This is a genomic window from Streptomyces sp. NPDC000878, assembly GCF_053599695.1.
Map to the genome: position 1 here is coordinate 101737 of NZ_JBSFMT010000009.1, position 23502 is coordinate 125238.

Below are 23502 nucleotides of genomic sequence, written 5' to 3' on the forward strand. Positions count from 1 at the left end.
CACCTGCCCCCTCCTGAGAGAGAGGGAGGGGGCAGGCAGGTCTGAGGCGCCATGCCCCGACCTGCCCCCGGGCTACTCGGGGCAGGTCTGATCTGGGGTTTCGTCCTGCCCTGCCCCCAAAGTCGGGGCAGGTTCGCCCTGTGAGGCGTGGGGCAGGTTCGGGGGCAGGTTCTGAGGTCGCTTCTCGGCCCGTGCTTTGCGGGTCCGGATCGCCTCTTCGATCTTCTCTTTGCGGACCTTGACGCCCATCTCGATGAGCTGCTCGGTGATGCGGACGCGCCCCCACGTGTAGGGAACGTTCGCGTTGTCGAGCTGCTGCACGATCCAGTCGACGGAGCCGGGCTCCGGGCCGCGCTCGGGTAGCGCGTCGAGAGACTCGACAACCAGGGACGTGACGGGGCGCCCGTCGGGCTTGGCCTCGTGGGCGATGCTGATCCGCTTCAGCCCGAACTGGAGGTCGTTGCCCTCCTCCTCGTCCTTCTGCTTCGACGACTTCACGGTGAGGACGATGTTCGCGAGGCGGTCGCCCTTCTTCGAGATGTTGATCTCGGATTGCATGGCGCCCTTCACGCCGGAGGCGCCGCGGCCGTGCTCGCCGACGTGGCCGGTGTGGTGCACCAGGCCGATACAGGCCCCGGTCGCCCGCCGCAGGTCGTCCATGCGCTTGACGACCTCGCCCATCTCCTTGTTGGAGTTCTCTTCGACACCGACGGAGACGCGGGCCTGCGTGTCGATCACGACGAACGCCGGGTCCATCTGACGCGCCAGCTCGATGAACACGGCCCACTCCGGTGACTTGGCCTGAACGGGCCGGGGCAGGAAGAGGACGTTGTCCATGCGGAGCCCGTAGTGCTGCTCCCACGCGCGGACGCGCTTGCGGATGCCCTGCTCGCCCTCGGCGACGAGGTAGACGACAGTGCCTTGGCGGACGTAGTGGCCGTGCCAGTCCATGCCTGTTCCGATGTGGCCGGCCATGTCGAGGATCAGGAACGACTTGAAGGTGCCCGACGGGCCGATGAAGCGCGCGGCGGTGTTCAGCTGGAGCAGGTCGCCGAGGAGCGGTTCGAGCGACGGGATCTTGTCGAGCCCGTCGGTGTCGAGGAGTTCCGTGCGCATCTGCGCGACGCAGGCAGCGAGGTACTCCTCGCCCGACATCGTCTCGGGGTCCGGCCGTACGGGCTGTGTTGGTACGTACAGCCCCGAGTCGGTCCGGGCGATGGCGGGACCCCGCAGGCCCGCCGCGCGGATGTCCGGCGGCGGTCCTGCGGGATCGAACGGGGTGGTCACTCGCTGGTCTCCTGGTACGTGAGGTACTCGCCGGGGCGGCCTGGAATCGCGATGGGCGGCCAGCCCCGGGTAGCGGTGAGCTTGTGCGGCGGCCGGTTGCCCGCGCGGGCCTGTCTGGCCCGGACGTCGACGGCGGCCTCCATGGACTTCGCGGCCCGCACGCGACGGCAGGTCTCTCGTCTGGCGTCGTCGGTGATCTCCCTCCACCAGACGTCGGGCTCGTTGTCCATGAGCCAGTCGAGACGAGCCCGTTCGGCCTCGGCACGACGGTGGAGCTCGGCAGCCTCCAGCGTCGCGACGTAGACACGCGCGTCCTGCGGATCGAGGCGGAGCCAGTCCGGGGAGCCGTACCGGGGCCAGCTGTGCACTCCGAGCGCGGCTACCTGCGTCTCGGCGCGGAGCGCGGTGATCTCGCCCGTGGTGGCGTTGTCGGGTACGGCGCGTACGACGGGCCCCCGCCCGGAAAGGCGGGGGCTGTCGTGGCCGTGACGGGAGTTCACGCGCCAGCCTCGGCGATGGCCATGTTGAGGACGTTGCGGAGCGCACGCACCGTGCTGGCGCGGTCCGTCGACAGGGCCAGCGCCCGGTCCATCGCCTCCCACGCGGTGCTGATCGCCTCCGAGGAGCGAGCCTCGTCGAGCTGCATGTCTCCAACGTCCGGCCGCGCGAGGTGCTGCGCGGACGCGTCGTCGACCGCTGCGTGCAGCTGCTCGGCGAGGTCCCGGGGGTGGTCGACGAGTCCGGCGAGCGCCTCGTTCACGGCGCCGGCGATCGCCCGCTGCGTGGCGGCGAACGGCTGCTCGGTGTCGGGGTGCCGGCGGGGCTGCTCGGTGAGGAGCGGGTGCGGGTGGCCGGTCGGGGCGAGCGCCTCGGCGATGGCGGGCCTACTGGCGGTCTGCGCGGAGAGGGTCGTACGCTTCACGTGAAGCTCCTTTCGACGGCGGCGCAACGGGTTCACGGCCCGCGCCGCCGTTCGGCTGTTCAGGGATGGATGGTTTGGTGCTTCCGGCCCCCGGATCACAGGCGTTGGCGCGCCTGCTGGGGGCCGCTTTCACGCGGCGATGGTCTGGGCGTCGAGCCACTTCTCGACATCGGACCAGCGGGCCCGCAGATGGCGGCCGACGCGAATGAACTTCGGGCCGCCACCTCTGGAACTCCACTGGTAGACCGTGCCGATCGGCACGCCGCAGTAGGTGGCAACCTCTTGCGCGGTGGCCAGCGGACGACGATCGGGAGCCGGCGGGGGCACGGTGGCACGGGGCATTGACGCCCTCCATGTCCGTTCTGGAATGACTGACATTCCCCAGCATGACGCCCGCTCGACTGGCTGTCAACGCTTGCCTTGCATCGTCGCCGTATGTCATTGTCGGCAATGACGAAAGGTGCTCGATGTGAGGTTGGAAGAGGTCATCGGCTGGAACATCGCCAAGCTGCGCACGCAGCAGGAGCTGTCGCAGGCAGATCTAGGCGAGGCTCTTGGCGTGTATCTCGAAAAGCCCTGGAGTCGGCAGGCCGTGCACTCGGCGGAGAAGGGCAAGCGGGCATTTACAGCGGCCGAACTGGTCGCCTTTGCCCTGGTGCTTGAGTGCGAGGTCCCGTTTCTCCTTGCGCCCCACGGGCCGGCCCGGACGGGAGCTATCGCACTGCCCAATGCGTCAGTGGATGCCATGAGGCTGGCCCAAGTGGTGGCGCCGGAGGCCCCGGAGGATTGGCTCCGGCGTGCCAACATCGACTCACTGAGGCAGCTCGCACCCATGCTGACCGGGAGCATCGATACCCTGCGGCTGCTTCAGGTCAGCCTCCTGGAGCTCGTCACCGATGCTGAGGAGCGCGAGGCTGGCGATAACCCGGATGCTGCTGATCCGCTGGTGAAGGAAGAAATGGAGGCCCGGGCTCAGCTGTCTGCGGCTCTTGCCGATGCGCTCGCCCGCGGCACTATCGATCAGCGCCGAATGAGGTCGATCATCGGCCTCCGGGAGAAAACTGAGGAAGTCAAGCGCGAGGGGGAGTCCGCCGATGGCTAGCGTCTACGACCGGTGGCACCTCTCCCGCCCGAAGAAGGGCGCCGAGCCCTGCGCCGCGCACTCCAGCAAGACGAATGTCCTGGTGCCCAGCAAGGACCACGGCAAGGGCAAGCGCTGGCAGGTCCGTTGGCGGGACGCGGCGGGGGAGCAGCAGAAGGAGAACTTCGCCAAGCGCAGTCAGGCCGACACCCGCGGGGACACGATCGGGGCCGACCTCGCGCGCGGCCTGTATGTCGACCCGGCGGCCGGCAAGGAGAGCTTCCGCGCGGTCGCTGAGCGCTGGCGGACGTCCGCCGTGCACAAGGGCACGACGCCCTCGCGCGTCGAGCGGGGTCTACGGATCCATATCTACCCGACGTTCGGCGACCGCCCGATCGTGACGATCCGCCCCTCGGAGATCCAGGCCTGGGTCAAGGACCGGTCGCAGGTCCTCGCCGCATCCACGCTCCGGGTCACGTTCTCCTACCTCGTCACCGTGATGCACACCGCCGTACGCGACCGGACGATCGCCATCAACCCGTGCGCCGGCATCAAGCTCCCCGAGGTGCGCCGCCCGGAGATCGTGCCCCTGCACCAGGACGCGGTCCGCGCCCTGATCGAGGCGGCACCCGCCCGGTACCGGGCGATGATCCTGCTCGCCGTCGCCTCCGGGCTGCGCCAGGGCGAGGTCTTCGGCCTGGAGGTGGACTGCGTCGACTTCCTGCGCAGGGAAGTGACGGTGCGACAGCAGCTCATCACTCCGGACAAGGACGTCGACGCCGACGAGGAGGAGCCTCCCGAGCCGTACCTCGGTGAGCCGAAGACGCACGAGAGCTACCGCACCGTGCCCCTGGTCGGCCTCGCGGTCGACGCCCTGGCGGCCCACCTCCAGCAGTACCCGGCCGCCGTGGTCGACATCGAGGACCGTACGGACACGCGGAAGCCGAAGCGGCGCAAGGCCACCATGCTGTGGACCAACGAACGCGGCGTGGTGCTGAAGCGGGCCAGCTGGTCGCACGTGTGGGCGCGGATGGAAGAGCGGGCGAACGAGTCGCTCAACAAGGCCTACGCGGAGGCGTACTCGGCGTGGGTGCAGCGAGGCCGGCCGAAGGGCGAGGAGCCCGCACCGGTGCGCGTGCCGGAGGGCACGAGCATGCACGACCTGAGGCACTTCTACGCCTCAGCGCTGATCAAGCACCGCGAGAGTGTGAAAACCGTTCAGCGTCGGCTCGGTCACTCGAAGCCGTCGATCACGCTCGACATCTACACCCATCTCTGGCCGGACGACGAGGACACAACGCGGGCGGCCGTCGAGGCGGTCCTCGGCGATGTGCCCGCGTTGTGCCCTCCGGTCGCAACGATTTCCCGTTAGTGCAGGTCAGCCGCTCGGGTCACCGGTAGTTCACGAACTGCAGCGCGAAGTCGAAGTCCTTGCCCTTGAGCAGTGCCTGGACAGCCTGAAGGTCGTCGCGGCTCTTCGAGCTGACGCGCAGCTCGTCGCCCTGGACCTGGGCCTTCACGCCCTTGGGGCCCTCATCGCGGATGATCTTCGCGACCTTCTTCGCGTTGTCCTGGGAGATGCCCTCCTCGATCGACGCGGAGAGCTTGTACTCCTTGCCGGAGAGCTGCGGCTCACCGGCGTCCAGGGCCTTCAGCGAGATGCCGCGCTTGATCAGCTTGGTCTCGAACACGTCGAGGACCGCCTTGACCCGTTCCTCGGAGTTCGCCTCCATGAGGATCTTCTCGCCGGACCACGAGATCGAGGCACCCACGCCCTTGAAGTCGTAGCGCTGGGAGATCTCCTTGGCGGCCTGGTTGAGGGCGTTGTCGACCTCCTGCCGCTCGACCTTCGAGACGATGTCGAAACTGGAGTCGGCCATGTCCTGTGGCTCCTTGTATGGGGTGCTTGTCGTGATCTGTGGATTGCGTATCGGCATGCGTGGGGGCAGCAGCCGAGCCCGGCGTACGTCCCGGGCCGCATCCGCATAAGCGTAGCCACCCCCTACCCCCCGAGCGCCGCTCAATCGAGTGGCGAAGCACCCCTGTGCATCGGGTATCGTTTACGTCGTTGCCACGGAGCACCGCCGAAAAGCGGTTCGAAGGGCAGCAAACCTTGGCGGTGTGCCCGAGCGGCCAAAGGGAGCAGACTGTAAATCTGCCGGCTCAGCCTACCCAGGTTCGAACCCTGGCGCCGCCACGGTAAAAGGCCCTCTTTCCACTGCGATAACGCAGTGGAAAGAGGGCCTTTTCGTTGCCGGAACGCGCCGAGGCCATGAGGGAGAGTGACCCCATGTCATCGCTGTCACGACCGTCGTTCGTGTCGTCGTCCCGTCGTCGGCGCTGTCCCGAGTGCCGGCGGGAGATCGCCGTCGTCGCCGGGAGGTTCGCGCGGCACGATCCGCCGGGAGCCCGGGGGAGTGGTGAACTCGTCTCGTGCCCCGGGTCTCGGCGGCAGGCGGAACTCGGGGCGGCCCAGCCCGCGTTGGACGGGTACGTCGTCCCCGAATTCCCCGGCCAGTTGCCCCTCTTCTAGAGCCCTTTTTGACCCTGCCGGACCCTGCCGGTCGGCCCCGGCCTCCGCCCCTCGTCGCCGCGCCCTCAGTTCCCCGCCACCGACTTGACCGCCACCGAGATCGGTGTCGAGCCGCCGATCAGCTCCAGTGTCAGGCCCGCTGTCGCCGGGGTGTCCAGCAGCTCGGTGAGGACGGCGGCCACGTCGTCGCGGGGGATCGCGCCGCGCCCCGTGTCGGCCTCCAGGCGTACGCGGCCCGTGCCGGGGTCGTTCGTCAGGGCGCCGGGGCGCAGGATCGTCCAGTCGAGCGCGTCCAGGCCGCTGACGTACGCGTCCGCCTCGCCCTTCGCGCGCTGGTAGACGTCGAAGACGTCGTCGCCCTGGTGGGCCGGGTCCGCGCCCATCGACGACACGACCAGGTGTCGGCGTACCCCCGCCCGGACCGCCGCGTCCGCGAACAGCACCGCCGCGCCCCGGTCCACCGTGTCCTTGCGGGCCGTTCCGCTGCCCGGGCCCGCGCCCGCCGCGAAGACCGCCGCGTCGGCGCCCCGCAGCAGCTCCGCGACCTCCTCCACCGATGCCGACTCCAGGTCGCAGACGACCGGTTCCGCGCCGGCCGCCCGCAGGTCGTCGCCCTGTTCGGGGCGGCGGATGATGCCCGCGACCTCGTCACCGCGCGCGGCGAGCAGACGCTCCAGCCGCAGTGCGATCTGACCATGACCTCCAGCTATGACAATGCGCATGCCTTCGACCGTACGCCCGGACGGACCCGTTCGCCGCACAGCTCCCACAGGGCCCGCACACTCATCTCACGACAGCTCCGTACGCCCCTGCCTCGGCAGGTCCAGGGCCGCCGCTGCCGGGGTGTTGCAGTACTCCCGTACCGCGCTCGTCCGTGCCACAACGCGCCCCCTGTGCACCACGATTCGGCTGTAGGCCAGGGACAGTGCGCCGGCCAGGCGGTCGCCGCGGACCGCCAGCAGTTCCGCCGGGAAGCCCGCCTCCACGCGCACCTCAGGCAGGCCGAGCACCGCCCGCGCCGACGTGCTCACGGCGTCGTACGCCTCCTCCGGGCGCAGACCGTGGCGGGAGGCGAGCAGGTACGCCGCCTCCAGGGGGTCCCCGCGGCCCACCGGATTCGCCACGTCCCGCAGCGCGCCGCTGCCCGCCGCCACCCGCACCCCGGCGGCCCGCAGCAGTCGTACCGGAGCCGTGGCACGGCGTTCCGCGCCCCCGCAGCCGCCCTGCGGCAGGCACGCCACCGTCACGCCCGCCGCCGCGAGCTGGTCCGCGGCCCGCGAGGCCACCTCGGCGGGCAGCCGGCCGAGGCCGCCGCAGGGGCCGATGGTCACACCGGGACGCAGCCCGCCCGTCATCGCCGCCAGGCGGGCCAGCCGGGCCGGGTCGTCACCGTCCGTGTGCAGATCGACCGGGCAGCCGTGCTCCGAGGCGACCTCCAGAACCGCCTCGACGTAGCCCGTCGGATCGGGGTCGCGGTCCGGGCAGCCGCCCACCACCGACGCGCCCATCTTCACCGCGTCCCGCAGCATCGCCAGACCGTCCACCCCGGCCACGCCCGTCAGGACCCGTGGCATGGCCACCGCCGTCAGCTCGGCGAGGCCGCGCAGCGCCCGCCGCGCCTGCAGTACGGCGGCCAGCGCGCCCAGCCCCTGTACGTCCCCGATGCGGATGTGTGAGCGCAGCGCCGTTGCCCCGTGGCCCAGTTGGAGCAGCGCCGCTTCGGTGGCCCGGCGCTGGACGTCCTGCGGGTCGTAGGAGACCGGGCCGTCGGCGTCGGCGGACAGGGCCGTGTCGCCGTGGGCGTGCGGTTCGGCGGGGGCCGGCAGGAGGAGGTAGCCGCTGAGGTCCACGCGGGTGGCGTACGCGCTGAGGCTTCCGACCGTGCCGACCGCCTCGATACGACCGCCGCCCAGCCGTACGTCCACGGTCCGGCCGTCGGTGAGACGCGCGCCGCAGAGGAGGAGCGCCGCCGGGTCCCCCGATGAAGCGGGCGACGAGGAGTGGGGCGGCTGCGGCTGGCTGTCGGGCATCGCGCTCCTGTGCTCGGGGGCGGCTGCGCGCAAGGGGGGACGCAAGATCACGCAGAGTGAGTCGAGCCTAGGGCGGGCATCCGTCCGTGTTGCGGAGGAGCGGAATAGTCGTACCGGTGTGGTCCGCCGGATGGGAAAGATCCCTGGCGAGGGGGTGTGGGAGCGGTTTCAGGAGGGGGCTTCGGGGCTGTTGGGGGAGGGGTTTTCGGCGTGCGGAACGGGGGCCGGAACAGGGCAGGACGGGTATCGCGAAACGGATTTGGGTGAACGGTGGCCGAGCGTGTAATGTCTTCATCGCTCGCCCCAATAGCTCAGTCGGTAGAGCGTCTCCATGGTAAGGAGAAGGTCTACGGTTCGATTCCGTATTGGGGCTCTGGTGTGAGAGGCCCCCGTCGCAAGGCGGGGTCCGATCGCATCACAGCGGTGTAGCTCAGTCGGTAGAGCAAGCGGCTCATAATCGCTGTGTCACCGGTTCAAGTCCGGTCACCGCTACTGACAGTAGCCGATTGCGGGGTCGGTCCTTCGATCGGCTACTCTTTTATGCGTTCATCGTCCCATCCGTTCGTCAAGGAGCACTCCTGTGGCTGCCACCGACGTCCGCCCGAAGATCACGCTGGCCTGCGTGGAGTGCAAGGAGCGGAACTACATCACCAAGAAGAACCGGCGTAACAACCCGGACCGACTGGAGATGAAGAAGCACTGCCCGCGTTGCAATGCGCACACCGCGCACCGCGAAACGCGATAAATCAGGCTCGTACGCGAGGCCGTCCCCTGTTGGTTGGGGGGCGGCCTCGCGTCGTTACATCAGCACATCAGCTGTGTACCAGTGCGATTCAGGAGGTGCCGAGTCCATGGCGCTCGACCAGTCCTTCGTGGGGCGGTCCTATCCGCCCACCGAGCCCTATGAGGTCGGCCGGGAGAAGATCCGCGAGTTCGCGGTGGCGGTGGGTGACGCCAACCCCGTCTACACGGACCCCGAGGCCGCCAAGGCCCTCGGCCACCCCGATGTGATCGCCCCGCCCACTTTTGTGTTCGCCATCACCTTCAAGGCGGCGGGTGACGTCGTGGCGGACCCGCAGCTCGGTCTGGACTACAGCCGAGTGGTGCACGGCGACCAGAAGTTCGCCTACGTCCGTCCCGTCCGCGCGGGCGACCGGCTCACCGTCACCTCGACCATCGAGGCCGTCAAGTCCATGGCGGGCAACGAGATCGTCGACATCCGCGGCGAGGTCCACGACGAGGCGGGCGAGCACGTCGTGACCGCCTGGACCAAGCTCGTCGCGCGCGCGGCGGCTCCTGAGGAGGGCGAAGCCTGATGGCAGCGCAGATCGCTTACGACGAGGTCGAGGTCGGCACCGAACTGCCCGCCCAGACCTTCCCCGTGACCCGCGCCACCCTCGTCCAGTACGCGGGCGCATCCGGGGACTTCAACCCCATCCACTGGAACGAGAAGTTCGCGGTCGAGGTCGGTCTGCCCGACGTCATCGCGCACGGCATGTTCACCATGGCCGAGGCGATCCGCGTCGTCACCGACTGGGTCGGCGACCCGGGCGCGGTCGTCGAGTACGGCGTCCGCTTCACCAAGCCGGTCGTCGTCCCCAACGACGACCAGGGCGCCACGATCGAGGTCAGCGGCAAGGTCGGCGCCAAGCTCGACGACAACAAGGTCCGCGTCGACCTCCTCGCCATGTGCGCGGGACAGAAGGTGCTGGGCATGTCCCGGGCCGTTGTCCGGCTGGGCTGAGCACGGCGGTTCGGGCAGTCGGGTAAGGGGCGTTCGCCATGGCGGGTGCCCCTTACCCGACGTCCTCTTTAAGAAGAACCTCGGTACGAGTACGAGTACGAGCACAAGCACGAGTTCCTGAGAACACCTTCGGTGCGCGTGCGAGGAAGGCCAGCACCGCCAGCAGTTCCACACAGGCCGCCGTCGCCAGCGCCCCCGACAGCGACAGCACGGCCAGCGGCCCGGCGAGCGCGGCGCCCACGGCGAAGCCGGTGATCTTCAAGCTGGCCCCCGTCGTGAAGATCTGCCCGCGCAGCCGCTCCGGCGCGTCCCGGTGACGTACCGCGAACAGAGCGGTCAGCTGCGGCCCCGCACCGGCCCCGACGACCAGTACGGCGGCCAGGACGAGGGACGGTCGACCGGTCGCCGCCAGGGCCAGCCCAGCCGCCTGGAGCAGGGCGCCGGCCCACATGAGCGTGTCCGGGGCGAACCAGTGCGGGAAACGGGCCAGTACGGCGTTCGCGGAGAGCGCCGAGACGGCCATGCAGGACAGCAGCACCGGGCCGTGGGCGGCGGCGCCCAGCACCCGTTCCCCGAGCAGCGGAACGCAGGCGATCAGCATGCCCTCGCCCATGCAGGAGAGCACCGAGGTGAGGGTCGCCCGGGCGAGGGGGCGGGTACGGACGATGCAGCGCGCGCCGGCCAGGAGATCGGCGGCCACGGAGCCCTTGACCCCGGCGGCCCGGACGACCCCGGCGACTTCGGGTTCCTTCGGCCTCGCCGCCGGCCGGGCTCGCCCTTCCAGCCGCCCGGCTCGCCCTTCCCGTGGCTCGGCCCCGCCTTCCCGCCGCCCGACCTTGCCTGCCCGCCTGCCGGGCCTCGCCGTCGGCAGCCCCGCTCTCCCGGTCGACCGGCACGCACCTTCCACCGATCGGCCAGCGCCTTCCTCGGGCGTCCCGGTCCGCCCCGGCAGCCCCCACGCCACGGGTAACGCGAGCCCGATCAGCACCATGGACACCACCACCCCCGTCGGCGCCCCGAACAGCTGGGCCGTCGTTCCGGCCAGCGCCGGGCCGGTCAGGCCGGCGACGCCGTACGTCATCGTGTCGAGGGCGTTCGCGCGAGGCAGGGTGCCGGGCGGGGCCACCCGAGGCAGTTGGGCCGTCCAGCCGCCCGACAGCGCCGGTCCGAGGAGGCCTGTGGCCACGGCGGCCAGGAGGACGAGCGGCTGCGGGACCCGGCCCAGCCCGGCCAGGATCGCCGCCAGCCCGGTCACGTAGAGGGCCAGCGCGGCGGTCAGCAGACGGCCCGGCCGTACCGCCCGGTCCAGGAGCGCGCCGAGCACGGGCCCGCCGATCGCCGCCGAGATCGTGACGCCCGCGAGCAGCGCCGACGCCTCGGCGGCCGACCCCGTGACCGCGAACCCCGCCAGCAGCAACGCCGGACCCGACATCTCGTCCCCGGTACGGGCTGCCGTAGCCCCGGCCAGGTACATCCCTGTCGGTCTCATCGTGTAACGCGTTTTCATCGGGGAGACGTTACGTAAGTAACTTAAAAATCCGCAATATGCGTTACATTCTCCCCGTGCCTCCCCCTGTGTCGCCCTCTCTCCCTCCCTCCGTCCCCGGCGACTGGTCCACCCGTCACTCGGTACTGGCCAACGCCCGCCGCGCCGTCGCCCTGGTCAATGCCCTGACCGGCGGCGATCCTGCGACCCCGAGCGTGGTCGTCGCCGTACTCCGTGAATACGGTGAGCCGGACCCCCTCGACCTCGCCGTCCACGATGTCGACGAGATGCGCGAGGCGGCGTTCCTCCTCCGCGAGGTCTTCGGTGCCGGGGACGTGGACCGGGCCGCCGGTGTCCTGAACCGGCTGCTCCTTGAGCGTGCCGGGCCGTTGCGGCTGACCTCGCACGGTGGGGGCACGCCCTGGCATCCCCATGTCGATCGCGACGACGGGCCCTGGGGGGAGTGGTTCCTCGGCTCCTCCTGTCTGGCGCTGGCCGTGCTCGTCTGGGAGTACCAGCGCCCGCCGGGGGCGGTCTGCGCGTCGGTGAGCTGCGAGAACGTGTTCGTCACCCAGGGGCGCGGGCCCGAACGGCACTACTGTTCGCGCCGCTGCGCGACCCGCGAGCGCGTGGCCGCCCATCGCCGGGGCCGCCCTGGGGCCGGGACCTCTTGACTTAGTTAGTGATTGAGTACTAACTTACGAACATGGTCAGGATGAGCGCAGAAGAGCGACGTGAGAGCGTCATCCGCGCGGCGATCGCCGAGTTCGCCCAGAAGGGCTTCTACGGCACCTCCACCGAGGTGATCGCCAAGCGGGTGGGTGTCTCGCAGCCGTATCTCTTCCGGCTCTTCCCGGGCAAGAAGGCGATCTTCGCCGCCGCCTCGCAACGGTGCATGGGGGACGTGTGCCGGGTTTTCGAGGAGGCGGCCAAGGGCCTGGAGGGTGAAGAGGCCCTGCATGCCATGGCGAACGCGTACACGCGGTTGATCGCCGAGCATCCCGAGCGGCTCCAGATGCAGATGCAGACGTACGTCACCGTCGCCGCCGCCGAGGCCGAGGGTGACCATGAGTTCGGCGAGGCCGTACGGGCCGGCTGGATGAAGCTCTGGGACACCGTGCAGATGCCCATCGGGGACGAGACGACGACCTTCCTGGCGTACGGAATGCTCATCAACACCCTTGCGGCCATGGGGTTTCCGCCTGGACACCGGGTCTGGGAAGGGATGTATCCCTCGGCCCGGGTCAAGGGGTCGGCCGAAGTCTGAGTGTCATGGGTCAGTGGCCCGTGGCCTTCGTCTGTCCGTAAAAGTTAGTGATCAATAACTAAACTACCTCGGTGAATCCGTCGACAACGACCATCCCCAGGGGGAGCGATGTCACAGCAGGAGAGCAAGCAGAGCGAGCAGGGCAGGGCCGCCGCGCCACGCGGTGGAGTCGTCTGGGCCCTCGTCATCACGGGCGTCGCCGGATTCATGGCGTCCCTCGACAACCTCGTCGTCACCACCGCACTGCCCTCCATCCGCAAGGACTTCGGAGGCGGACTGGACGACCTGGAATGGACCGTGAGCGCCTACACGCTCACCTTCGCCGTGCTGCTGATGTTCGGCGCGGCGCTCGGTGACCGCTTCGGCCGGCGCCGGCTCTTCCTCGCCGGGATCACCGTCTTCACCGTCGCCTCCGCCGCCGCGGCCATGGCACCCGGCATCGACTCGCTGATCGCGGCCCGCGCGGTCCAGGGCGTCGGCGCGGCGATCATGATGCCGTTGACGCTGACCCTGCTCACGGCCGCCGTCCCGGCCGCCAAGCGCGGGATGGCGTTCGGCATCTGGGGTGCCGTGAACGGGCTCGCCGTGGCCTCCGGGCCGCTCATCGGCGGCAGCCTCACCGAGCACATCTCCTGGCACTGGATCTTCTGGCTGAACGTTCCGCTGGGCCTCGCCCTGCTGCCGCTCGCCCGACTGCGCCTCGCCGAGTCGTACGGCACCGGCGCCCCGCTCGACATCACCGGCACCCTGCTGGCCAGCGGCGGTCTGTTCGGCATCGTCTACGGGCTGGTGCGCGGCCCGGCCGACGGCTGGACCAGCTCCTACGTCCTGACCGGGCTGATCGCGGGCGGCGCGCTCCTCGTCGCCTTCGTCGTCCACGGCATCCGCGCGAAGAACCCGATGCTGCCCATGCGGCTCTTCCGCTCCCGGGCCTTCGCCGGGATCAACGCGGCCTCCCTGCTGATGTTCCTCGGGATGTTCGGGTCGATCTTCCTGCTCAGCCAGTACATGCAGGGCGTGCTCGGCTACTCGCCCACCGAGGCGGGCCTGCGGATGCTGCCCTGGACCGGCATGCCGATGCTCGTCGCGCCGATCGCGGGCATCCTCTCCGACCGGATCGGCGGCCGGCCGGTCGTCGCCACCGGCCTCTTCCTCCAGGCCGCCGGCCTCGGCTACATGGCCTCCGTCGTCACCGCGGACGCCTCCTACGCGATCCAGCTGCCCGGCCTGATCATCAGCGGCATCGGCATGGCCCTGTTCTTCGCCCCGGCCGCCAACCTGGTGATGTCCAGCGTCCGACCGAGCGAACAGGGCATCGCCTCCGGCGCCAACAACGCCCTGCGCGAGGTCGGTGGCGCCCTCGGTATCGCCGTCATGGCGTCGATCTTCGCGGCCCAGGGCGGCTACGAGACCGGCCAGACCTTCGTCGACGGCCTGCGGCCCGCCCTGGTGGTCGGCTCGGCGATGGTGGCCCTCGCGGGCGTCGCCGCCCTGCTGATCCCGGCCGCCCGCCGACCCGCGCCGGAGACGGACTCCGCCGCGCCGGCCCCGGTCCTGGAGACGGCCGCCCACTGAACCCCGGAGAACCACCGTACGCGCGCGTGCTGCTTGCGGTCCTGTTGCCGACCCGGGCTGTCAGTGGGGTCTCGTAGTCTTGGCGCGTGCAGGAAATCCACGACGCTCCCCTCGCTCCGCTGACCACCTTCCGGCTCGGCGGCCCCGCGGACCGGCTGATCACGGCGACCACCGACGCCGAGGTGATCGCCGCCGTCCGCGAGGCCGACGACTCCGGGACCCCGCTGCTGGTCATCGGCGGCGGCTCGAACCTGGTCATCGGCGACAAGGGGTTCGCGGGGACTGCCCTGCGGATCGCCACGACCGGCTTCGACCCCGGCGGTACGGAGCTGGAGCTGGCCGCCGGCGAGGTGTGGACCGACGCCGTCGCACGCACGGTCGAGGCCGGGCTCGCCGGGATCGAATGCCTCGCGGGGATTCCCGGCTCCGCGGGTGCGACGCCCATCCAGAACGTGGGGGCGTACGGCCAGGAGGTGTCGTCCACGATCACCGAGGTCGTCGCCTACGACCGGGTCGCCCGCGAGACGGTCACCCTCACGGGCGCCGACTGCGCCTTCTCGTACCGCCACAGCCGCTTCAAGGCCGACCCCGAGCGCCATGTCGTCCTGCGGGTCCGTTTCGCCCTGGAGGACGCGGACGGGCTGTCGGCGCCCCTGAAGTACGCCGAGACGGCCCGTGCCCTCGGTGTCGAGCCCGGGGAGCGGGTGCCGCTGGACGCGGCCCGCGAGACCGTGCTGAAGCTGCGCGCGGGCAAGGGCATGGTCCTGGACCCCGAGGACCACGACACCTGGTCCGCCGGGTCCTTCTTCACCAACCCGATCCTCACGGACGCCGAGTTCGCCGCCTTCCACGCGCGCGTGGCGGAGCGGCTCGGCGCCGACGCCGTACCGCCCGCCTACCCGGCAGGGGAGGGCCGCACCAAGACCTCGGCGGCCTGGCTGATCGACAAGGCCGGCTTCACCAAGGGGTACGGCACCGGGCCCGCCCGTATCTCCACCAAGCACACCCTGGCCCTCACCAACCGGGGCCGGGCCACCACGGAGGACCTGCTCGCCCTCGCCCGCGAGGTCGTCTCCGGGGTCCGGGACGCCTTCGGGGTCACCCTCGTCAACGAACCGGTGACGGTCGGCGTCAGCCTCTAGAAGCCCCCGGGCCTACGAGGTCAGCCAGTCGTCGATCCCCGCCAGCAGCTTCGCCCGTACACCCTCCGGCGCCGCCGAACCCCGGACCGACTGCCGGGCCAGTTCGGCCAGTTCCGCGTCCGTGAAGGCGTGGTACCGGCGCGCGATCTCGTACTGGGCCGCCAGCCGGGAACCGAAGAGGAGCGGGTCGTCGGCGCCCAGCGCCAGCGGCACACCCGCCTCGAAAAGCTTGCGCAGCGGCACGTCCTCGGGCTTCTCGTACACGCCCAGGGCGACGTTCGACGCCGGGCAGACCTCGCAGGTGATCTGGCGGTCCGCGAGGCGCTTCAGCAGGCGCGGGTCCTCCGCCGCCCGCACGCCGTGGCCGATCCGGGTCGCGTGCAGGTCGTCCAGGCAGTCGCGGACCGACGCCGGGCCCGTCAGCTCGCCGCCGTGCGGGGCCGACAGGAGGCCCCCCTCGCGCGCGATGGCGAAGGCCCGGTCGAAATCCCGGGCCATGCCCCGCCGTTCGTCGTTCGAGAGCCCGAAGCCCACGACACCCCGGTCCGCGTACCGCACGGCCAGCCGGGCCAGCGTGCGCGCGTCCAGGGGGTGCTTCATCCGGTTCGCGGCCACCAGGACTCGCATCCCGATCCCGGTCTCCCGCGCGGCCGTCTCCACCGCGTCCAGGATGATCTCCAGCGCCGGGATGAGACCGCCCAGGCGGGGGGCGTACGACGTCGGGTCGACCTGGATCTCCAGCCAGCCCGAGCCGTCCTTGGCGTCCTCCTCGGCGGCCTCGCGGACCAGCCGCTGGATGTCCTCGGGCTCGCGCAGACAGGACCGGGCCGCGTCGTACAGCCGCTGGAAACGGAACCAGCCCCGCTCGTCGGTCGCCCGGAGTTTCGGCGGTTCGCCGCTGGTGAGGGCGTCGGTCAGCGCCTCGGGCAGCCGCACACCGTACTTGTCGGCCAGTTCCAGCAGGGTCGCGGACCGCATCGACCCGGTGAAGTGCAGGTGCAGATGGGCTTTCGGCAGTTCAGAGACATCACGTACGTGCTCCATTCCAGGATCCTGCCGTACGTCCGGCTCGTATCGGTAGCGCTTTCCCTGAACGTGGTCTTGCTCGCACTAAGAGACGACTGCGAGACGGAAAAGGCCGCCTCCCCGAACGGAAGCGGCCTTCTCGTCAGAACCCTCAGTCCGTCGCCTCGGCCAGCAGCTTCTGTACGCGGCTGATGCCCTCGACGAGGTCCTCGTCGCCCAGGGCGTACGACAGACGCAGGTAGCCCGGTGTGCCGAACGCCTCACCCGGTACGACGGCCACCTCGACCTCGTCCAGGATCAGCGCGGCCAGCTCGACCGAGTCCTGCGGGCGCTTGCCGCGGATCTCCTTGCCCAGGAGGGCCTTCACCGACGGGTAGACGTAGAAGGCGCCCTCGGGCTCCGGGCAGACCACGCCGTCGATCTCGTTGAGCATGCGCACGATGGTGTGGCGGCGGCGGTCGAAGGCCACCCGCATCTCCGCGACGGCGTCCAGGTTCCCGGAGACGGCGGCGAGGGCGGCGATCTGCGCCACGTTCGACACGTTGGACGTGGCGTGCGACTGGAGGTTCGTCGCGGCCTTGACGACGTCCTTCGGGCCGATGATCCAGCCGACCCGCCAGCCCGTCATGGCGTACGTCTTGGCGACGCCGTTGACGACGATGCACTTGTCGCGCAGCTCGGGGAGGATCGCGGGGAGCGAGGTGAACTTCGCGTCGCCGTAGACGAGGTGCTCGTAGATCTCGTCCGTCAGCACCCACAGGCCGTGCTCCACGGCCCAGCGGCCGATCGCCTCGGTGTCCTCGGCGCTGTAGACCGCGCCGGTCGGGTTGGAGGGGGAGACGAACAGGACGACCTTCGTCCGCTCGGTGCGGGCCGCCTCCAGCTGCTCGACGCTCACGCGGTAGCCGGTCGTCTCGTCCGCGACGACCTCGACCGGGACACCGCCGGCGAGCCGGATCGACTCCGGGTACGTCGTCCAGTACGGGGCCGGGACGATGACCTCGTCGCCCGGGTCGAGGATCGCGGCGAAGGCGTTGTAGATGGCCTGCTTGCCGCCGTTGGTGATCAGGACCTGGGAGGCGTCCACCTCGTAGTTCGAGTCGCGGAGCGTCTTGGCGACGATCGCGGCCTTCAGCTCGGGCAGACCGCCGGCCGGCGTGTAGCGGTGGTACTTCGGGTTCGAGCAGGCCTCGACGGCGGCCTGGACGATGTAGTCCGGGGTCGGGAAGTCCGGTTCACCGGCGCCGAAGCCGATCACCGGGCGCCCGGCGGCCTTCAGGGCCTTGGCCTTGGCGTCCACGGCGAGGGTGGCGGACTCGGAGATCGCGCCGACTCGGGCGGAGACCCGGCGCTCGGTGGAAGGGGTTGCAGCGCTCATGGCACCCATCGTTTCAGACCGGAAACCTCCACGGCACACGGGTTTCACCTATTGGTCAGACCGGATGCCGGAGTGGATCACCCAAGGGGAGAAGAACACGTGCCGGGCAGGGCGGACGGCTGAACAAGCGTCCGGATCCGGGGCCTGGGCTGGGCGATCTTCCGTCGGCAACGCCCCAGCGGGCGCTTTCTGTTCGACGATCGTCGCTGGAGCACGTACACTCTCACCTCGTTGGCCTTCACCGGCCCGCGCTCATCCGGTGCACACCGAGCTTCCGGGCGAGTACGGTACGTTGGGGTAACCACAAAGGGTCGTAGCTCAATTGGTAGAGCACTGGTCTCCAAAACCAGCGGTTGGGGGTTCAAGTCCCTCCGGCCCTGCTACACACGCCTGTCACCAGGCTGTGTGCGCATGTACGTACTGCATTGCATCGCCGTGCGGCTCAGACCGGGCGCGGCACGGCCACGACCCGGGAACAGGTGAGGATGAATGGCGGACGCCGTGGGCTCCATCGACATGCCTGATGCCCAGGACGAGGCGCCCGAGTCGGACAAGAAGACTCGTAAGGGCGGCAAGCGTGCCAAGAAGGGTCCGCTGAAGCGTCTCGCGGTCTTCTACCGCCAGATCGTCGCGGAACTTCGCAAGGTCGTCTGGCCTACGCGTAACCAGCTGACGACGTACACGACCGTGGTGATCGTCTTCGTGATCGTCATGATCGGCCTGGTGACTGTGATTGACTTTGGCCTCGACAAAGCCGCCAAGTACGTCTTCGGCTGAGCCAAGAGCGAAGGGCGCCGGGTGCGGCGCCCCTTTCGCATGTTCCACCCACATGTATCCAGGAAGAAGCAGCCACCGTGTCTGACCCGAACCTGAACGACGCCATCGTGCCGGACGAGTCCGTGGATGACGAGCTGGACATCGTCGAGGGCGCCGATGAGGTCGAGGACGAGGTAGACGCTGCCGACGCCGCCGTGGGGGGGCCCGCCGAGGAAGACGCCATCCACATCGAGGACGATGAGGACGACGACGTCACCGAGGCGGACGCCGAGGACGAGACCGACGAGGCCGAGGCTGAGGAAGCCGAAGAAGAGGCCGAGCCCGTCGACCCCGTCGAGGCCCTCCGCGAGGAACTGCGCACGCTCCCCGGCGAGTGGTACGTCATCCACACGTACGCCGGTTACGAGAACCGTGTGAAGACCAACCTCGAACAGCGTGCCGTCTCGCTCAACGTCGAGGACTTCATCTTCCAGGCCGAGGTGCCGCAGGAAGAGGTCGCCCAGATCAAGAACGGCGAGCGCAAGACGGTCCGCCAGAACAAGCTTCCCGGGTACGTTCTCGTCCGCATGGACCTGACGAACGAGTCCTGGGGCGTCGTCCGCAACACCCCTGGTGTCACCGGCTTCGTGGGCAACGCGTACGACCCGTACCCGCTGACCCTGGACGAGATCGTCAAGATGCTCGCGCCGGAGGCCGAGGAGAAGGCCGCTCGTGAGGCCGCCGAGGCCGAGGGCAGGCCGGCTCCGTCCCGCAAGCTCGAAGTGCAGGTGCTGGACTTCGAGGTCGGCGACTCGGTCACCGTCACCGACGGCCCGTTCGCGACGCTGCAGGCGACCATCAACGAGATCAACGCCGACTCGAAGAAGGTCAAGGGCCTCGTCGAGATCTTCGGCCGCGAGACCCCGGTCGAGCTGTCGTTCGACCAGATCCAGAAGAACTAGCACCTCACACAGCTTCCGTCCAGGTCAGGTCGGCTCTCCCGGAGCTGGCCTGACCTGCTCGGTTTCACGCCTCGCCACGATGTCCCTTATCGTGGTGCGGTTGCCTGGCTTCTGTCGGGCGCAGCGAAGACCAACGAAGATAGAGGACCCGGAATGCCTCCCAAGAAGAAGAAGGTCACGGGGCTTATCAAGCTCCAGATCAACGCCGGTGCGGCGAACCCCGCCCCGCCGGTCGGCCCCGCGCTCGGTCAGCACGGCGTCAACATCATGGAGTTCTGCAAGGCGTACAACGCCGCGACCGAGTCGCAGCGTGGCTGGGTGATCCCGGTGGAGATCACGGTCTACGAGGACCGCTCCTTCACCTTCATCACCAAGACGCCGCCGGCCGCGAAGATGATCCTCAAGGCCGCGGGTGTCGAGAAGGGCTCCGGCGAGCCGCACAAGACCAAGGTCGCCAAGATCACCCAGGCGCAGGTCCGTGAGATCGCCACGACCAAGCTCCCCGACCTGAACGCCAACGACCTGGACGCCGCGTCGAAGATCATCGCCGGCACCGCCCGTTCCATGGGCATCACGGTCGAGGGCTGAGCCCCAACCTCGCACAAGCCTTCAGTAGTACGTGGCAGGGCCTGCTCGGCCCGTTACCACGACTCCTCAGAACAACATCAGGAGCAGTAGTGAGCAAGCGCAGCAAGTCTCTCCGCGCTGCGGACGCCAAGATCGACCGGGACAAGCTCTACGCCCCGCTCGAAGCTGTGCGTCTTGCCAAGGAGACCTCCACGAGCAAGTTCGACGGCACCGTCGAGGTCGCCTTCCGCCTGGGTGTAGACCCGCGCAAGGCCGACCAGATGGTCCGTGGCACCGTGAACCTCCCGCACGGCACCGGTAAGACCGCCCGGGTCCTGGTCTTCGCGACCGGTGACCGTGCCGAGGCCGCGACCGCCGCGGGCGCCGACATCGTCGGCTCCGACGAACTCATCGACGAGGTGGCGAAGGGCCGGCTGGACTTCGACGCCGTCGTCGCCACCCCGGACCTCATGGGCAAGGTCGGCCGCCTCGGCCGTGTCCTCGGCCCGCGTGGTCTGATGCCGAACCCGAAGACGGGCACCGTGACCCCGGACGTGGTCAAGGCCGTGACCGAGATCAAGGGCGGCAAGATCGAGTTCCGCGTCGACAAGCACTCGAACCTGCACTTCATCATCGGCAAGACGTCGTTCGACGACACCAAGCTGGTGGAGAACTACGGCGCCGCGCTGGAGGAGATCCTCCGTCTGAAGCCGTCCGCCGCCAAGGGTCGCTACATCAAGAAGGCCGCCCTCAGCACCACGATCGGCCCCGGCGTTCCGCTCGACCCCAACCGCACCCGCAACCTCCTCGTCGAGGAGGACCCGGCCGCCGTCTGAGCCCTCCGCTCACCCCGGTAGCCGCGCGTACGCGTTCTGTACGACGGGCCCCGCAACCTTTCGAGGTGCGGGGCCCGTTGTCGTAGGGACGGGTTAGCGTGAAGATCACGGGGTGTACTAGGGGGTAGGGGTACGGATGAGGCACAGCGGTGTACGGGGGATACGAGGCGTACGGCGGACGGTCAGGCCGGTCGCGGTGACCGCCGCGCTGGTCGTGGCGGGCGTGGCGATGTCCGCGTGCAGCTTCTCCGGTGAACCCGACGACGGGGACGCCGAGCAGACCCGGGGCGTAAGCCGCACCGACGCCCGTACGGTCGCCGCCCTGCATGCCGTCGAGAAGGCCACCGACCTGGCCGGTTCCGCCCGGGTCAGTTCGTCCTCCGTCATGGGCGACCTGCTCTCCATGCGGACGGCCGGTGTCCTCGGCTGGGCCGGTGAGCCGGTCGGCAGACTCGGCATCACCTACACCGGCGGTGAGCTGGCCGATTCGATGCGGGCACTCAACAGCTCCTCCATGGAGGCCCGGCTGCTGCCCGACGCCTACTACGCCAAGGTCGGCGACAAGTTCGCCGCCCAGATGCAGGGCAAGCACTGGATCCGGTACGACTACGACGACCTGGCGGAGCTGCCCGGCGGCTCCGGGACGTATCTGAAGGACCAGCTGCGCAACACCGCCCCCGTGCAGCCCGTGAAGCTCCTGCTGGCCTCCGGTGACGCCCGCAGGGCCGGGACGGAAACAGTGCGCGGTGAGCGTACGACGCACTACTCCGGAACGGTGGACGTGGCCGCCCTCGCCGACTCCGCCCTCAAGGACCAGCTCGTCCAGGCCGGGGTCGCCACCGAGACGGTCGACATCTGGGTCAACGAGCGGAACCTGCTGGTCAAGAAGGTCGAGAAGGGTGAGCTGTCGAGCGGGCGGATGTCCTCGACGGCGTACTACAGCGCGTACGGCGTGAAGGTGGCGGTGGTGGCGCCGGAGGGCGAGGACACCGCCGACTTCAAGGACCTGTTGGGGAATTCAGGAGCCTCATCCGCCTCTCCGGGTTAGGCTCACGGTCGTTTCTGTGAATCGACCGTGTGTTCACAGCGTTCCTATGGGGGGAATCATGGCCGCTTCATCCGCTGTACGTGTGGGCCTTGCCGTACTGCTGCTCGGCACCGGTGCCGTCGCCTGTTCCAAGGGGGACACCGAGGAGTCGCCGAAGATGACGCCGGCGGCGGCTGTCGCCAAGGCGGCGAAGAACGTGGAGGACATCACCTCCCTCAGCTACCGGATGACCGGCCGTACGCCCGAGGAAGGGCGCGTCAAGGCCGACGCCAAGATGCGGCTCAAGCCCGACGTGGCCATGAGCATGAAGATCACGGCCCTCGACCAGGGCACGGACGGCACCGCCGAGATACGTCTCGTCGACAAGGCGATGTTCATAGGCGGGGGCGCGGCAGCCGCCGCGGAGATGGACGGCAAGAGCTGGATCAAGTTCGACCTCTCCGCGATGGGCGCTGCCGGCGGCGAGTCGCTCGGGGCCGCCGGACAGGCCGACAAGAACCCTGCTCAGGAGTCCACCTTCCTCACCGGGTCCAAGGACGTGAAGGAGGTCGGCACGGAGACCGTGGACGGGGTGAAGACCACCCACTACAAGGGCACGGTCACCCTCGACCAGTTCCGTGACTCCCTCAAGAACGAGACCAAGGCGACCCGCGAGACGCGCGAGAAGAGCCTTGAGCAGTACGAGAAGCTGGGCATCGAGAAGTTCACGATGGACCTGTGGGTCGGCGAGGACGAGCTGACCAAGCAGTTCCGGATGCGGGGTGCGGCCGACAAGGGGCCGCTCGACATGACGATCACCTTCGACGACTTCAACAAGCCGGTGAGCGTGGTTGCACCGGCTGCCAAGGATGTTGTGGACCTGGCTGAGATGCTCAAGGGGGCCTAGGGGTTGGTTGCCTGGCTGCCGGTCGGTGGGGGCTGGTCGCGCAGTTCCCCGCGCCCCTAAGAAGGGCCTGCGGCCCTCCCAGGGGCGCGATTTGCCTGGCCGTTGGTCCCTCACGTACTCTCCTTAAGAAGCCAAAGACCGCTGGTCGTTGCTGTGTCCTCGTGAGAGGGCTCGGTGGCCGAAGGATCCGCTGAACTGCGGACGACCCGCGTAGGTGACTGTGGAAGTGCTCCTGGACGGAATCCGCTCACGGAATTCGTTTGGTCGAGTTCACGCCCCGTGCGCCTGCGCCGGGGCGTTTCGTTTTCCCAGTCCCCTTCTGAGCGGTCCTCATCACCCGGAAGGAGGCCACGCTTATGGCAAGGCCCGACAAGGCTGCCGCGGTAGCCGAGTTGGCGGACCAGTTCCGCAGCTCGAACGCCGCTGTGCTGACCGAGTACCGGGGTCTCACCGTCGCGCAGCTCAAGACGCTGCGTCGTTCGCTCGGTGAAGACGCCCAGTACGCCGTGGTGAAGAACACGCTGACCAAGATCGCGGCCAACGAGGCCGGGATCTCGACGCTCGACGACCTGTTCAACGGTCCGACGGCGGTTGCCTTCATCACCGGTGACCCGGTGACGTCGGCGAAGGGTCTTCGTGACTTCGCCAAGGACAACCCGAACCTCATCATCAAGGGCGGTGTCCTTGACGGTAAGGCGCTGTCCGCCGATGAGATCAAGAAGCTTGCGGACCTCGAGTCCCGCGAGGTTCTGCTCAGCAAGCTGGCCGGCGCTTTCAAGGGCAAGCAGTCTCAGGCTGCCTCGCTCTTCCAGGCGCTGCCGTCGAAGTTCGTCCGCACCGCGGAGGCGCTTCGCGTCAAGCTCGAAGAGCAGGGCGGTGCCGAGTAACTCGGCTCGCACTCTGACCGCCGCCTGACGCGGTGGTCGACGCGGGCCGAACGTACGCCCGCCGACACGTACATCGGCACCTGCCGAAT

The 23502-nt window shown here is 69.3% G+C and carries 27 protein-coding genes and 4 tRNA genes; 21 read left to right on the forward strand and 10 right to left on the reverse strand.

The window, feature by feature from the left end:
• Positions 1-72: 72 nt before the first annotated feature.
• The 4 genes from ACWDR4_RS11345 to ACWDR4_RS11360 all read right to left on the reverse strand — a co-directional run bounded on the left by ACWDR4_RS11345 (position 73) and on the right by ACWDR4_RS11360 (position 2551).
• Positions 73-1287, reverse strand: a complete 1215-nt coding sequence (locus ACWDR4_RS11345) for a helicase RepA family protein (RefSeq protein ID WP_450406875.1) — start codon at positions 1285-1287, stop codon at positions 73-75.
• Positions 1284-1787 (reverse strand): DUF2742 domain-containing protein, encoded by a 504-nt coding sequence (locus ACWDR4_RS11350; RefSeq protein WP_450406877.1) that lies wholly within the window; start codon positions 1785-1787, stop codon positions 1284-1286. Before ACWDR4_RS11350 ends, ACWDR4_RS11345 begins: the two co-directional genes overlap by 4 nt.
• Entirely contained in the window at positions 1784-2209 is a 426-nt protein-coding gene (locus ACWDR4_RS11355; RefSeq protein WP_450406879.1) for a hypothetical protein, read from the reverse strand. The genes ACWDR4_RS11350 and ACWDR4_RS11355 overlap by 4 nt, the downstream gene beginning before the upstream one ends.
• 129 nt (positions 2210-2338) lie before the next feature.
• Positions 2339-2551 (reverse strand): helix-turn-helix transcriptional regulator, encoded by a 213-nt coding sequence (locus ACWDR4_RS11360; RefSeq protein ID WP_450406882.1) that lies wholly within the window; start codon positions 2549-2551, stop codon positions 2339-2341.
• A 133-nt stretch (positions 2552-2684) separates the two neighbouring features.
• Here ACWDR4_RS11360 and ACWDR4_RS11365 point away from each other — a divergent pair, with 133 nt between their 5' ends.
• The gene (locus ACWDR4_RS11365; protein WP_450406884.1) at positions 2685-3311 is read left to right on the forward strand and encodes a helix-turn-helix transcriptional regulator; all 627 of its coding nucleotides are present in this window, start codon (positions 2685-2687) and stop codon (positions 3309-3311) included.
• Positions 3304-4662, forward strand: coding sequence for a tyrosine-type recombinase/integrase (locus ACWDR4_RS11370; RefSeq protein WP_450406887.1), 1359 nt, complete (start codon positions 3304-3306; stop codon positions 4660-4662). The genes ACWDR4_RS11365 and ACWDR4_RS11370 overlap by 8 nt, the downstream gene beginning before the upstream one ends.
• Before the next feature lie 19 nt (positions 4663-4681).
• On the opposite strand, the gene ACWDR4_RS11375 is transcribed toward ACWDR4_RS11370, so the two are convergent.
• Positions 4682-5170 carry a YajQ family cyclic di-GMP-binding protein gene (locus ACWDR4_RS11375; RefSeq protein ID WP_450406889.1) on the reverse strand — a complete coding sequence of 163 codons (489 nt, stop codon included), beginning with the start codon at positions 5168-5170 and terminating at the stop codon, positions 4682-4684.
• Positions 5171-5405: 235 nt separating this feature from the next.
• On the opposite strand from ACWDR4_RS11375, the gene ACWDR4_RS11380 reads away from it, so the two are divergent.
• Positions 5406-5487: transfer RNA gene (locus tag ACWDR4_RS11380), tRNA-Tyr, on the forward strand.
• Between the two features lie 93 nt (positions 5488-5580).
• Positions 5581-5823 (forward strand): hypothetical protein, encoded by a 243-nt coding sequence (locus tag ACWDR4_RS11385; protein WP_450406892.1) that lies wholly within the window; start codon positions 5581-5583, stop codon positions 5821-5823.
• Positions 5824-5888: 65 nt separating this feature from the next.
• Here ACWDR4_RS11385 and ACWDR4_RS11390 read toward each other — a convergent pair whose 3' ends face one another.
• Both ACWDR4_RS11390 and ACWDR4_RS11395 read right to left on the reverse strand, forming a co-directional pair.
• The gene (locus ACWDR4_RS11390) at positions 5889-6545 is read right to left on the reverse strand and encodes an SDR family oxidoreductase (protein WP_450406894.1); all 657 of its coding nucleotides are present in this window, start codon (positions 6543-6545) and stop codon (positions 5889-5891) included.
• Between the two features lie 66 nt (positions 6546-6611).
• Positions 6612-7853: an amidohydrolase family protein gene (locus tag ACWDR4_RS11395; RefSeq protein ID WP_450406896.1), complete on the reverse strand. Its 1242-nt coding sequence runs from the start codon at positions 7851-7853 to the stop codon at positions 6612-6614.
• A gap of 300 nt (positions 7854-8153) precedes the next feature.
• Between ACWDR4_RS11395 and ACWDR4_RS11400 the strand changes: the two genes are divergently transcribed.
• From ACWDR4_RS11400 to ACWDR4_RS11420, 5 genes are all read left to right on the forward strand, one after another.
• Positions 8154-8226 (forward strand) — tRNA-Thr (locus tag ACWDR4_RS11400).
• 46 nt (positions 8227-8272) lie between these two features.
• A tRNA-Met gene (locus tag ACWDR4_RS11405) sits at positions 8273-8345 on the forward strand.
• Positions 8346-8433: 88 nt separating this feature from the next.
• Positions 8434-8598, forward strand: coding sequence for a 50S ribosomal protein L33 (gene rpmG, locus ACWDR4_RS11410; RefSeq protein ID WP_003948671.1), 165 nt, complete (start codon positions 8434-8436; stop codon positions 8596-8598).
• A 106-nt stretch (positions 8599-8704) separates the two neighbouring features.
• Positions 8705-9169, forward strand: a complete 465-nt coding sequence (locus ACWDR4_RS11415; protein ID WP_450406899.1) for an FAS1-like dehydratase domain-containing protein — start codon at positions 8705-8707, stop codon at positions 9167-9169.
• On the forward strand, positions 9169-9597 hold the full coding sequence (locus ACWDR4_RS11420) for a MaoC family dehydratase (RefSeq protein WP_450406902.1): 429 nt from the start codon (positions 9169-9171) through the stop codon (positions 9595-9597). The genes ACWDR4_RS11415 and ACWDR4_RS11420 overlap by 1 nt, the downstream gene beginning before the upstream one ends.
• Before the next feature lie 52 nt (positions 9598-9649).
• On the opposite strand, the gene ACWDR4_RS11425 is transcribed toward ACWDR4_RS11420, so the two are convergent.
• Positions 9650-11104, reverse strand: coding sequence for an MFS transporter (locus ACWDR4_RS11425; RefSeq protein ID WP_450406904.1), 1455 nt, complete (start codon positions 11102-11104; stop codon positions 9650-9652).
• Positions 11105-11142: 38 nt separating this feature from the next.
• Here ACWDR4_RS11425 and ACWDR4_RS11430 point away from each other — a divergent pair, with 38 nt between their 5' ends.
• The 4 genes from ACWDR4_RS11430 to ACWDR4_RS11445 all read left to right on the forward strand — a co-directional run bounded on the left by ACWDR4_RS11430 (position 11143) and on the right by ACWDR4_RS11445 (position 15067).
• A complete protein-coding gene (locus tag ACWDR4_RS11430) occupies positions 11143-11757 on the forward strand; it encodes a CGNR zinc finger domain-containing protein (protein ID WP_450406907.1) in 615 nt (204 codons plus the stop codon).
• A gap of 32 nt (positions 11758-11789) precedes the next feature.
• A complete protein-coding gene (locus ACWDR4_RS11435; RefSeq protein ID WP_450406910.1) occupies positions 11790-12350 on the forward strand; it encodes a TetR/AcrR family transcriptional regulator in 561 nt (186 codons plus the stop codon).
• A 108-nt stretch (positions 12351-12458) separates the two neighbouring features.
• Positions 12459-13925, forward strand: a complete 1467-nt coding sequence (locus ACWDR4_RS11440) for a DHA2 family efflux MFS transporter permease subunit (RefSeq protein ID WP_450406912.1) — start codon at positions 12459-12461, stop codon at positions 13923-13925.
• Positions 13926-14011: 86 nt separating this feature from the next.
• Positions 14012-15067 (forward strand): UDP-N-acetylmuramate dehydrogenase, encoded by a 1056-nt coding sequence (locus ACWDR4_RS11445; RefSeq protein WP_450406913.1) that lies wholly within the window; start codon positions 14012-14014, stop codon positions 15065-15067.
• A 12-nt stretch (positions 15068-15079) separates the two neighbouring features.
• Here the strand turns inward: ACWDR4_RS11445 and ACWDR4_RS11450 are convergent, their stop codons facing one another.
• Both ACWDR4_RS11450 and ACWDR4_RS11455 read right to left on the reverse strand, forming a co-directional pair.
• Entirely contained in the window at positions 15080-16111 is a 1032-nt protein-coding gene (locus tag ACWDR4_RS11450) for an adenosine deaminase (protein WP_450406916.1), read from the reverse strand.
• Positions 16112-16244: 133 nt separating this feature from the next.
• Positions 16245-17471: a pyridoxal phosphate-dependent aminotransferase gene (locus tag ACWDR4_RS11455; RefSeq protein WP_235475562.1), complete on the reverse strand. Its 1227-nt coding sequence runs from the start codon at positions 17469-17471 to the stop codon at positions 16245-16247.
• 307 nt (positions 17472-17778) lie between these two features.
• Here ACWDR4_RS11455 and ACWDR4_RS11460 point away from each other — a divergent pair.
• From ACWDR4_RS11460 to rplJ, 8 genes are all read left to right on the forward strand, one after another.
• Positions 17779-17851, forward strand: a tRNA-Trp gene (locus tag ACWDR4_RS11460).
• 109 nt (positions 17852-17960) lie between these two features.
• Positions 17961-18248: a preprotein translocase subunit SecE gene (secE, locus tag ACWDR4_RS11465; RefSeq protein WP_327695295.1), complete on the forward strand. Its 288-nt coding sequence runs from the start codon at positions 17961-17963 to the stop codon at positions 18246-18248.
• A 77-nt stretch (positions 18249-18325) separates the two neighbouring features.
• On the forward strand, positions 18326-19189 hold the full coding sequence (gene nusG, locus ACWDR4_RS11470) for a transcription termination/antitermination protein NusG (protein WP_450406919.1): 864 nt from the start codon (positions 18326-18328) through the stop codon (positions 19187-19189).
• 153 nt (positions 19190-19342) lie between these two features.
• Positions 19343-19777, forward strand: a complete 435-nt coding sequence (rplK, locus tag ACWDR4_RS11475) for a 50S ribosomal protein L11 (protein ID WP_006383482.1) — start codon at positions 19343-19345, stop codon at positions 19775-19777.
• An 89-nt stretch (positions 19778-19866) separates the two neighbouring features.
• On the forward strand, positions 19867-20592 hold the full coding sequence (gene rplA / locus ACWDR4_RS11480; protein WP_334594169.1) for a 50S ribosomal protein L1: 726 nt from the start codon (positions 19867-19869) through the stop codon (positions 20590-20592).
• A gap of 136 nt (positions 20593-20728) precedes the next feature.
• Entirely contained in the window at positions 20729-21640 is a 912-nt protein-coding gene (locus ACWDR4_RS11485; protein WP_450406922.1) for a hypothetical protein, read from the forward strand.
• A gap of 58 nt (positions 21641-21698) precedes the next feature.
• Positions 21699-22526 (forward strand): DUF1396 domain-containing protein, encoded by an 828-nt coding sequence (locus ACWDR4_RS11490; protein ID WP_450406925.1) that lies wholly within the window; start codon positions 21699-21701, stop codon positions 22524-22526.
• 356 nt (positions 22527-22882) lie between these two features.
• The gene (gene rplJ / locus ACWDR4_RS11495; RefSeq protein ID WP_450406930.1) at positions 22883-23413 is read left to right on the forward strand and encodes a 50S ribosomal protein L10; all 531 of its coding nucleotides are present in this window, start codon (positions 22883-22885) and stop codon (positions 23411-23413) included.
• Positions 23414-23502: the final 89 nt, after the last annotated feature.

Coding starts and splice junctions, on each gene's coding strand:
- ACWDR4_RS11370 (WP_450406887.1), top strand. CDS start 3,304: ATGGCTAGCGTCTACGACCGGTGGCACCTCTCCCGCCCGAAGAAGGGC.
- ACWDR4_RS11390 (WP_450406894.1), bottom strand. CDS start 6,545: ATGCGCATTGTCATAGCTGGAGGTCATGGTCAGATCGCACTGCGGCTG.
- ACWDR4_RS11395 (WP_450406896.1), bottom strand. CDS start 7,853: ATGCCCGACAGCCAGCCGCAGCCGCCCCACTCCTCGTCGCCCGCTTCA.
- rplK (WP_006383482.1), top strand. CDS start 19,343: ATGCCTCCCAAGAAGAAGAAGGTCACGGGGCTTATCAAGCTCCAGATC.
- ACWDR4_RS11425 (WP_450406904.1), bottom strand. CDS start 11,104: ATGAAAACGCGTTACACGATGAGACCGACAGGGATGTACCTGGCCGGG.
- ACWDR4_RS11385 (WP_450406892.1), top strand. CDS start 5,581: ATGTCATCGCTGTCACGACCGTCGTTCGTGTCGTCGTCCCGTCGTCGG.
- ACWDR4_RS11455 (WP_235475562.1), bottom strand. CDS start 17,471: ATGAGCGCTGCAACCCCTTCCACCGAGCGCCGGGTCTCCGCCCGAGTC.
- ACWDR4_RS11490 (WP_450406925.1), top strand. CDS start 21,699: ATGGCCGCTTCATCCGCTGTACGTGTGGGCCTTGCCGTACTGCTGCTC.
- ACWDR4_RS11420 (WP_450406902.1), top strand. CDS start 9,169: ATGGCAGCGCAGATCGCTTACGACGAGGTCGAGGTCGGCACCGAACTG.
- secE (WP_327695295.1), top strand. CDS start 17,961: ATGGCGGACGCCGTGGGCTCCATCGACATGCCTGATGCCCAGGACGAG.
- ACWDR4_RS11375 (WP_450406889.1), bottom strand. CDS start 5,170: ATGGCCGACTCCAGTTTCGACATCGTCTCGAAGGTCGAGCGGCAGGAG.
- ACWDR4_RS11485 (WP_450406922.1), top strand. CDS start 20,729: ATGAGGCACAGCGGTGTACGGGGGATACGAGGCGTACGGCGGACGGTC.
- rplJ (WP_450406930.1), top strand. CDS start 22,883: ATGGCAAGGCCCGACAAGGCTGCCGCGGTAGCCGAGTTGGCGGACCAG.
- ACWDR4_RS11360 (WP_450406882.1), bottom strand. CDS start 2,551: ATGCCCCGTGCCACCGTGCCCCCGCCGGCTCCCGATCGTCGTCCGCTG.
- ACWDR4_RS11440 (WP_450406912.1), top strand. CDS start 12,459: ATGTCACAGCAGGAGAGCAAGCAGAGCGAGCAGGGCAGGGCCGCCGCG.
- ACWDR4_RS11435 (WP_450406910.1), top strand. CDS start 11,790: ATGGTCAGGATGAGCGCAGAAGAGCGACGTGAGAGCGTCATCCGCGCG.
- ACWDR4_RS11430 (WP_450406907.1), top strand. CDS start 11,143: ATGCGTTACATTCTCCCCGTGCCTCCCCCTGTGTCGCCCTCTCTCCCT.
- ACWDR4_RS11415 (WP_450406899.1), top strand. CDS start 8,705: ATGGCGCTCGACCAGTCCTTCGTGGGGCGGTCCTATCCGCCCACCGAG.
- ACWDR4_RS11450 (WP_450406916.1), bottom strand. CDS start 16,111: ATGGAGCACGTACGTGATGTCTCTGAACTGCCGAAAGCCCATCTGCAC.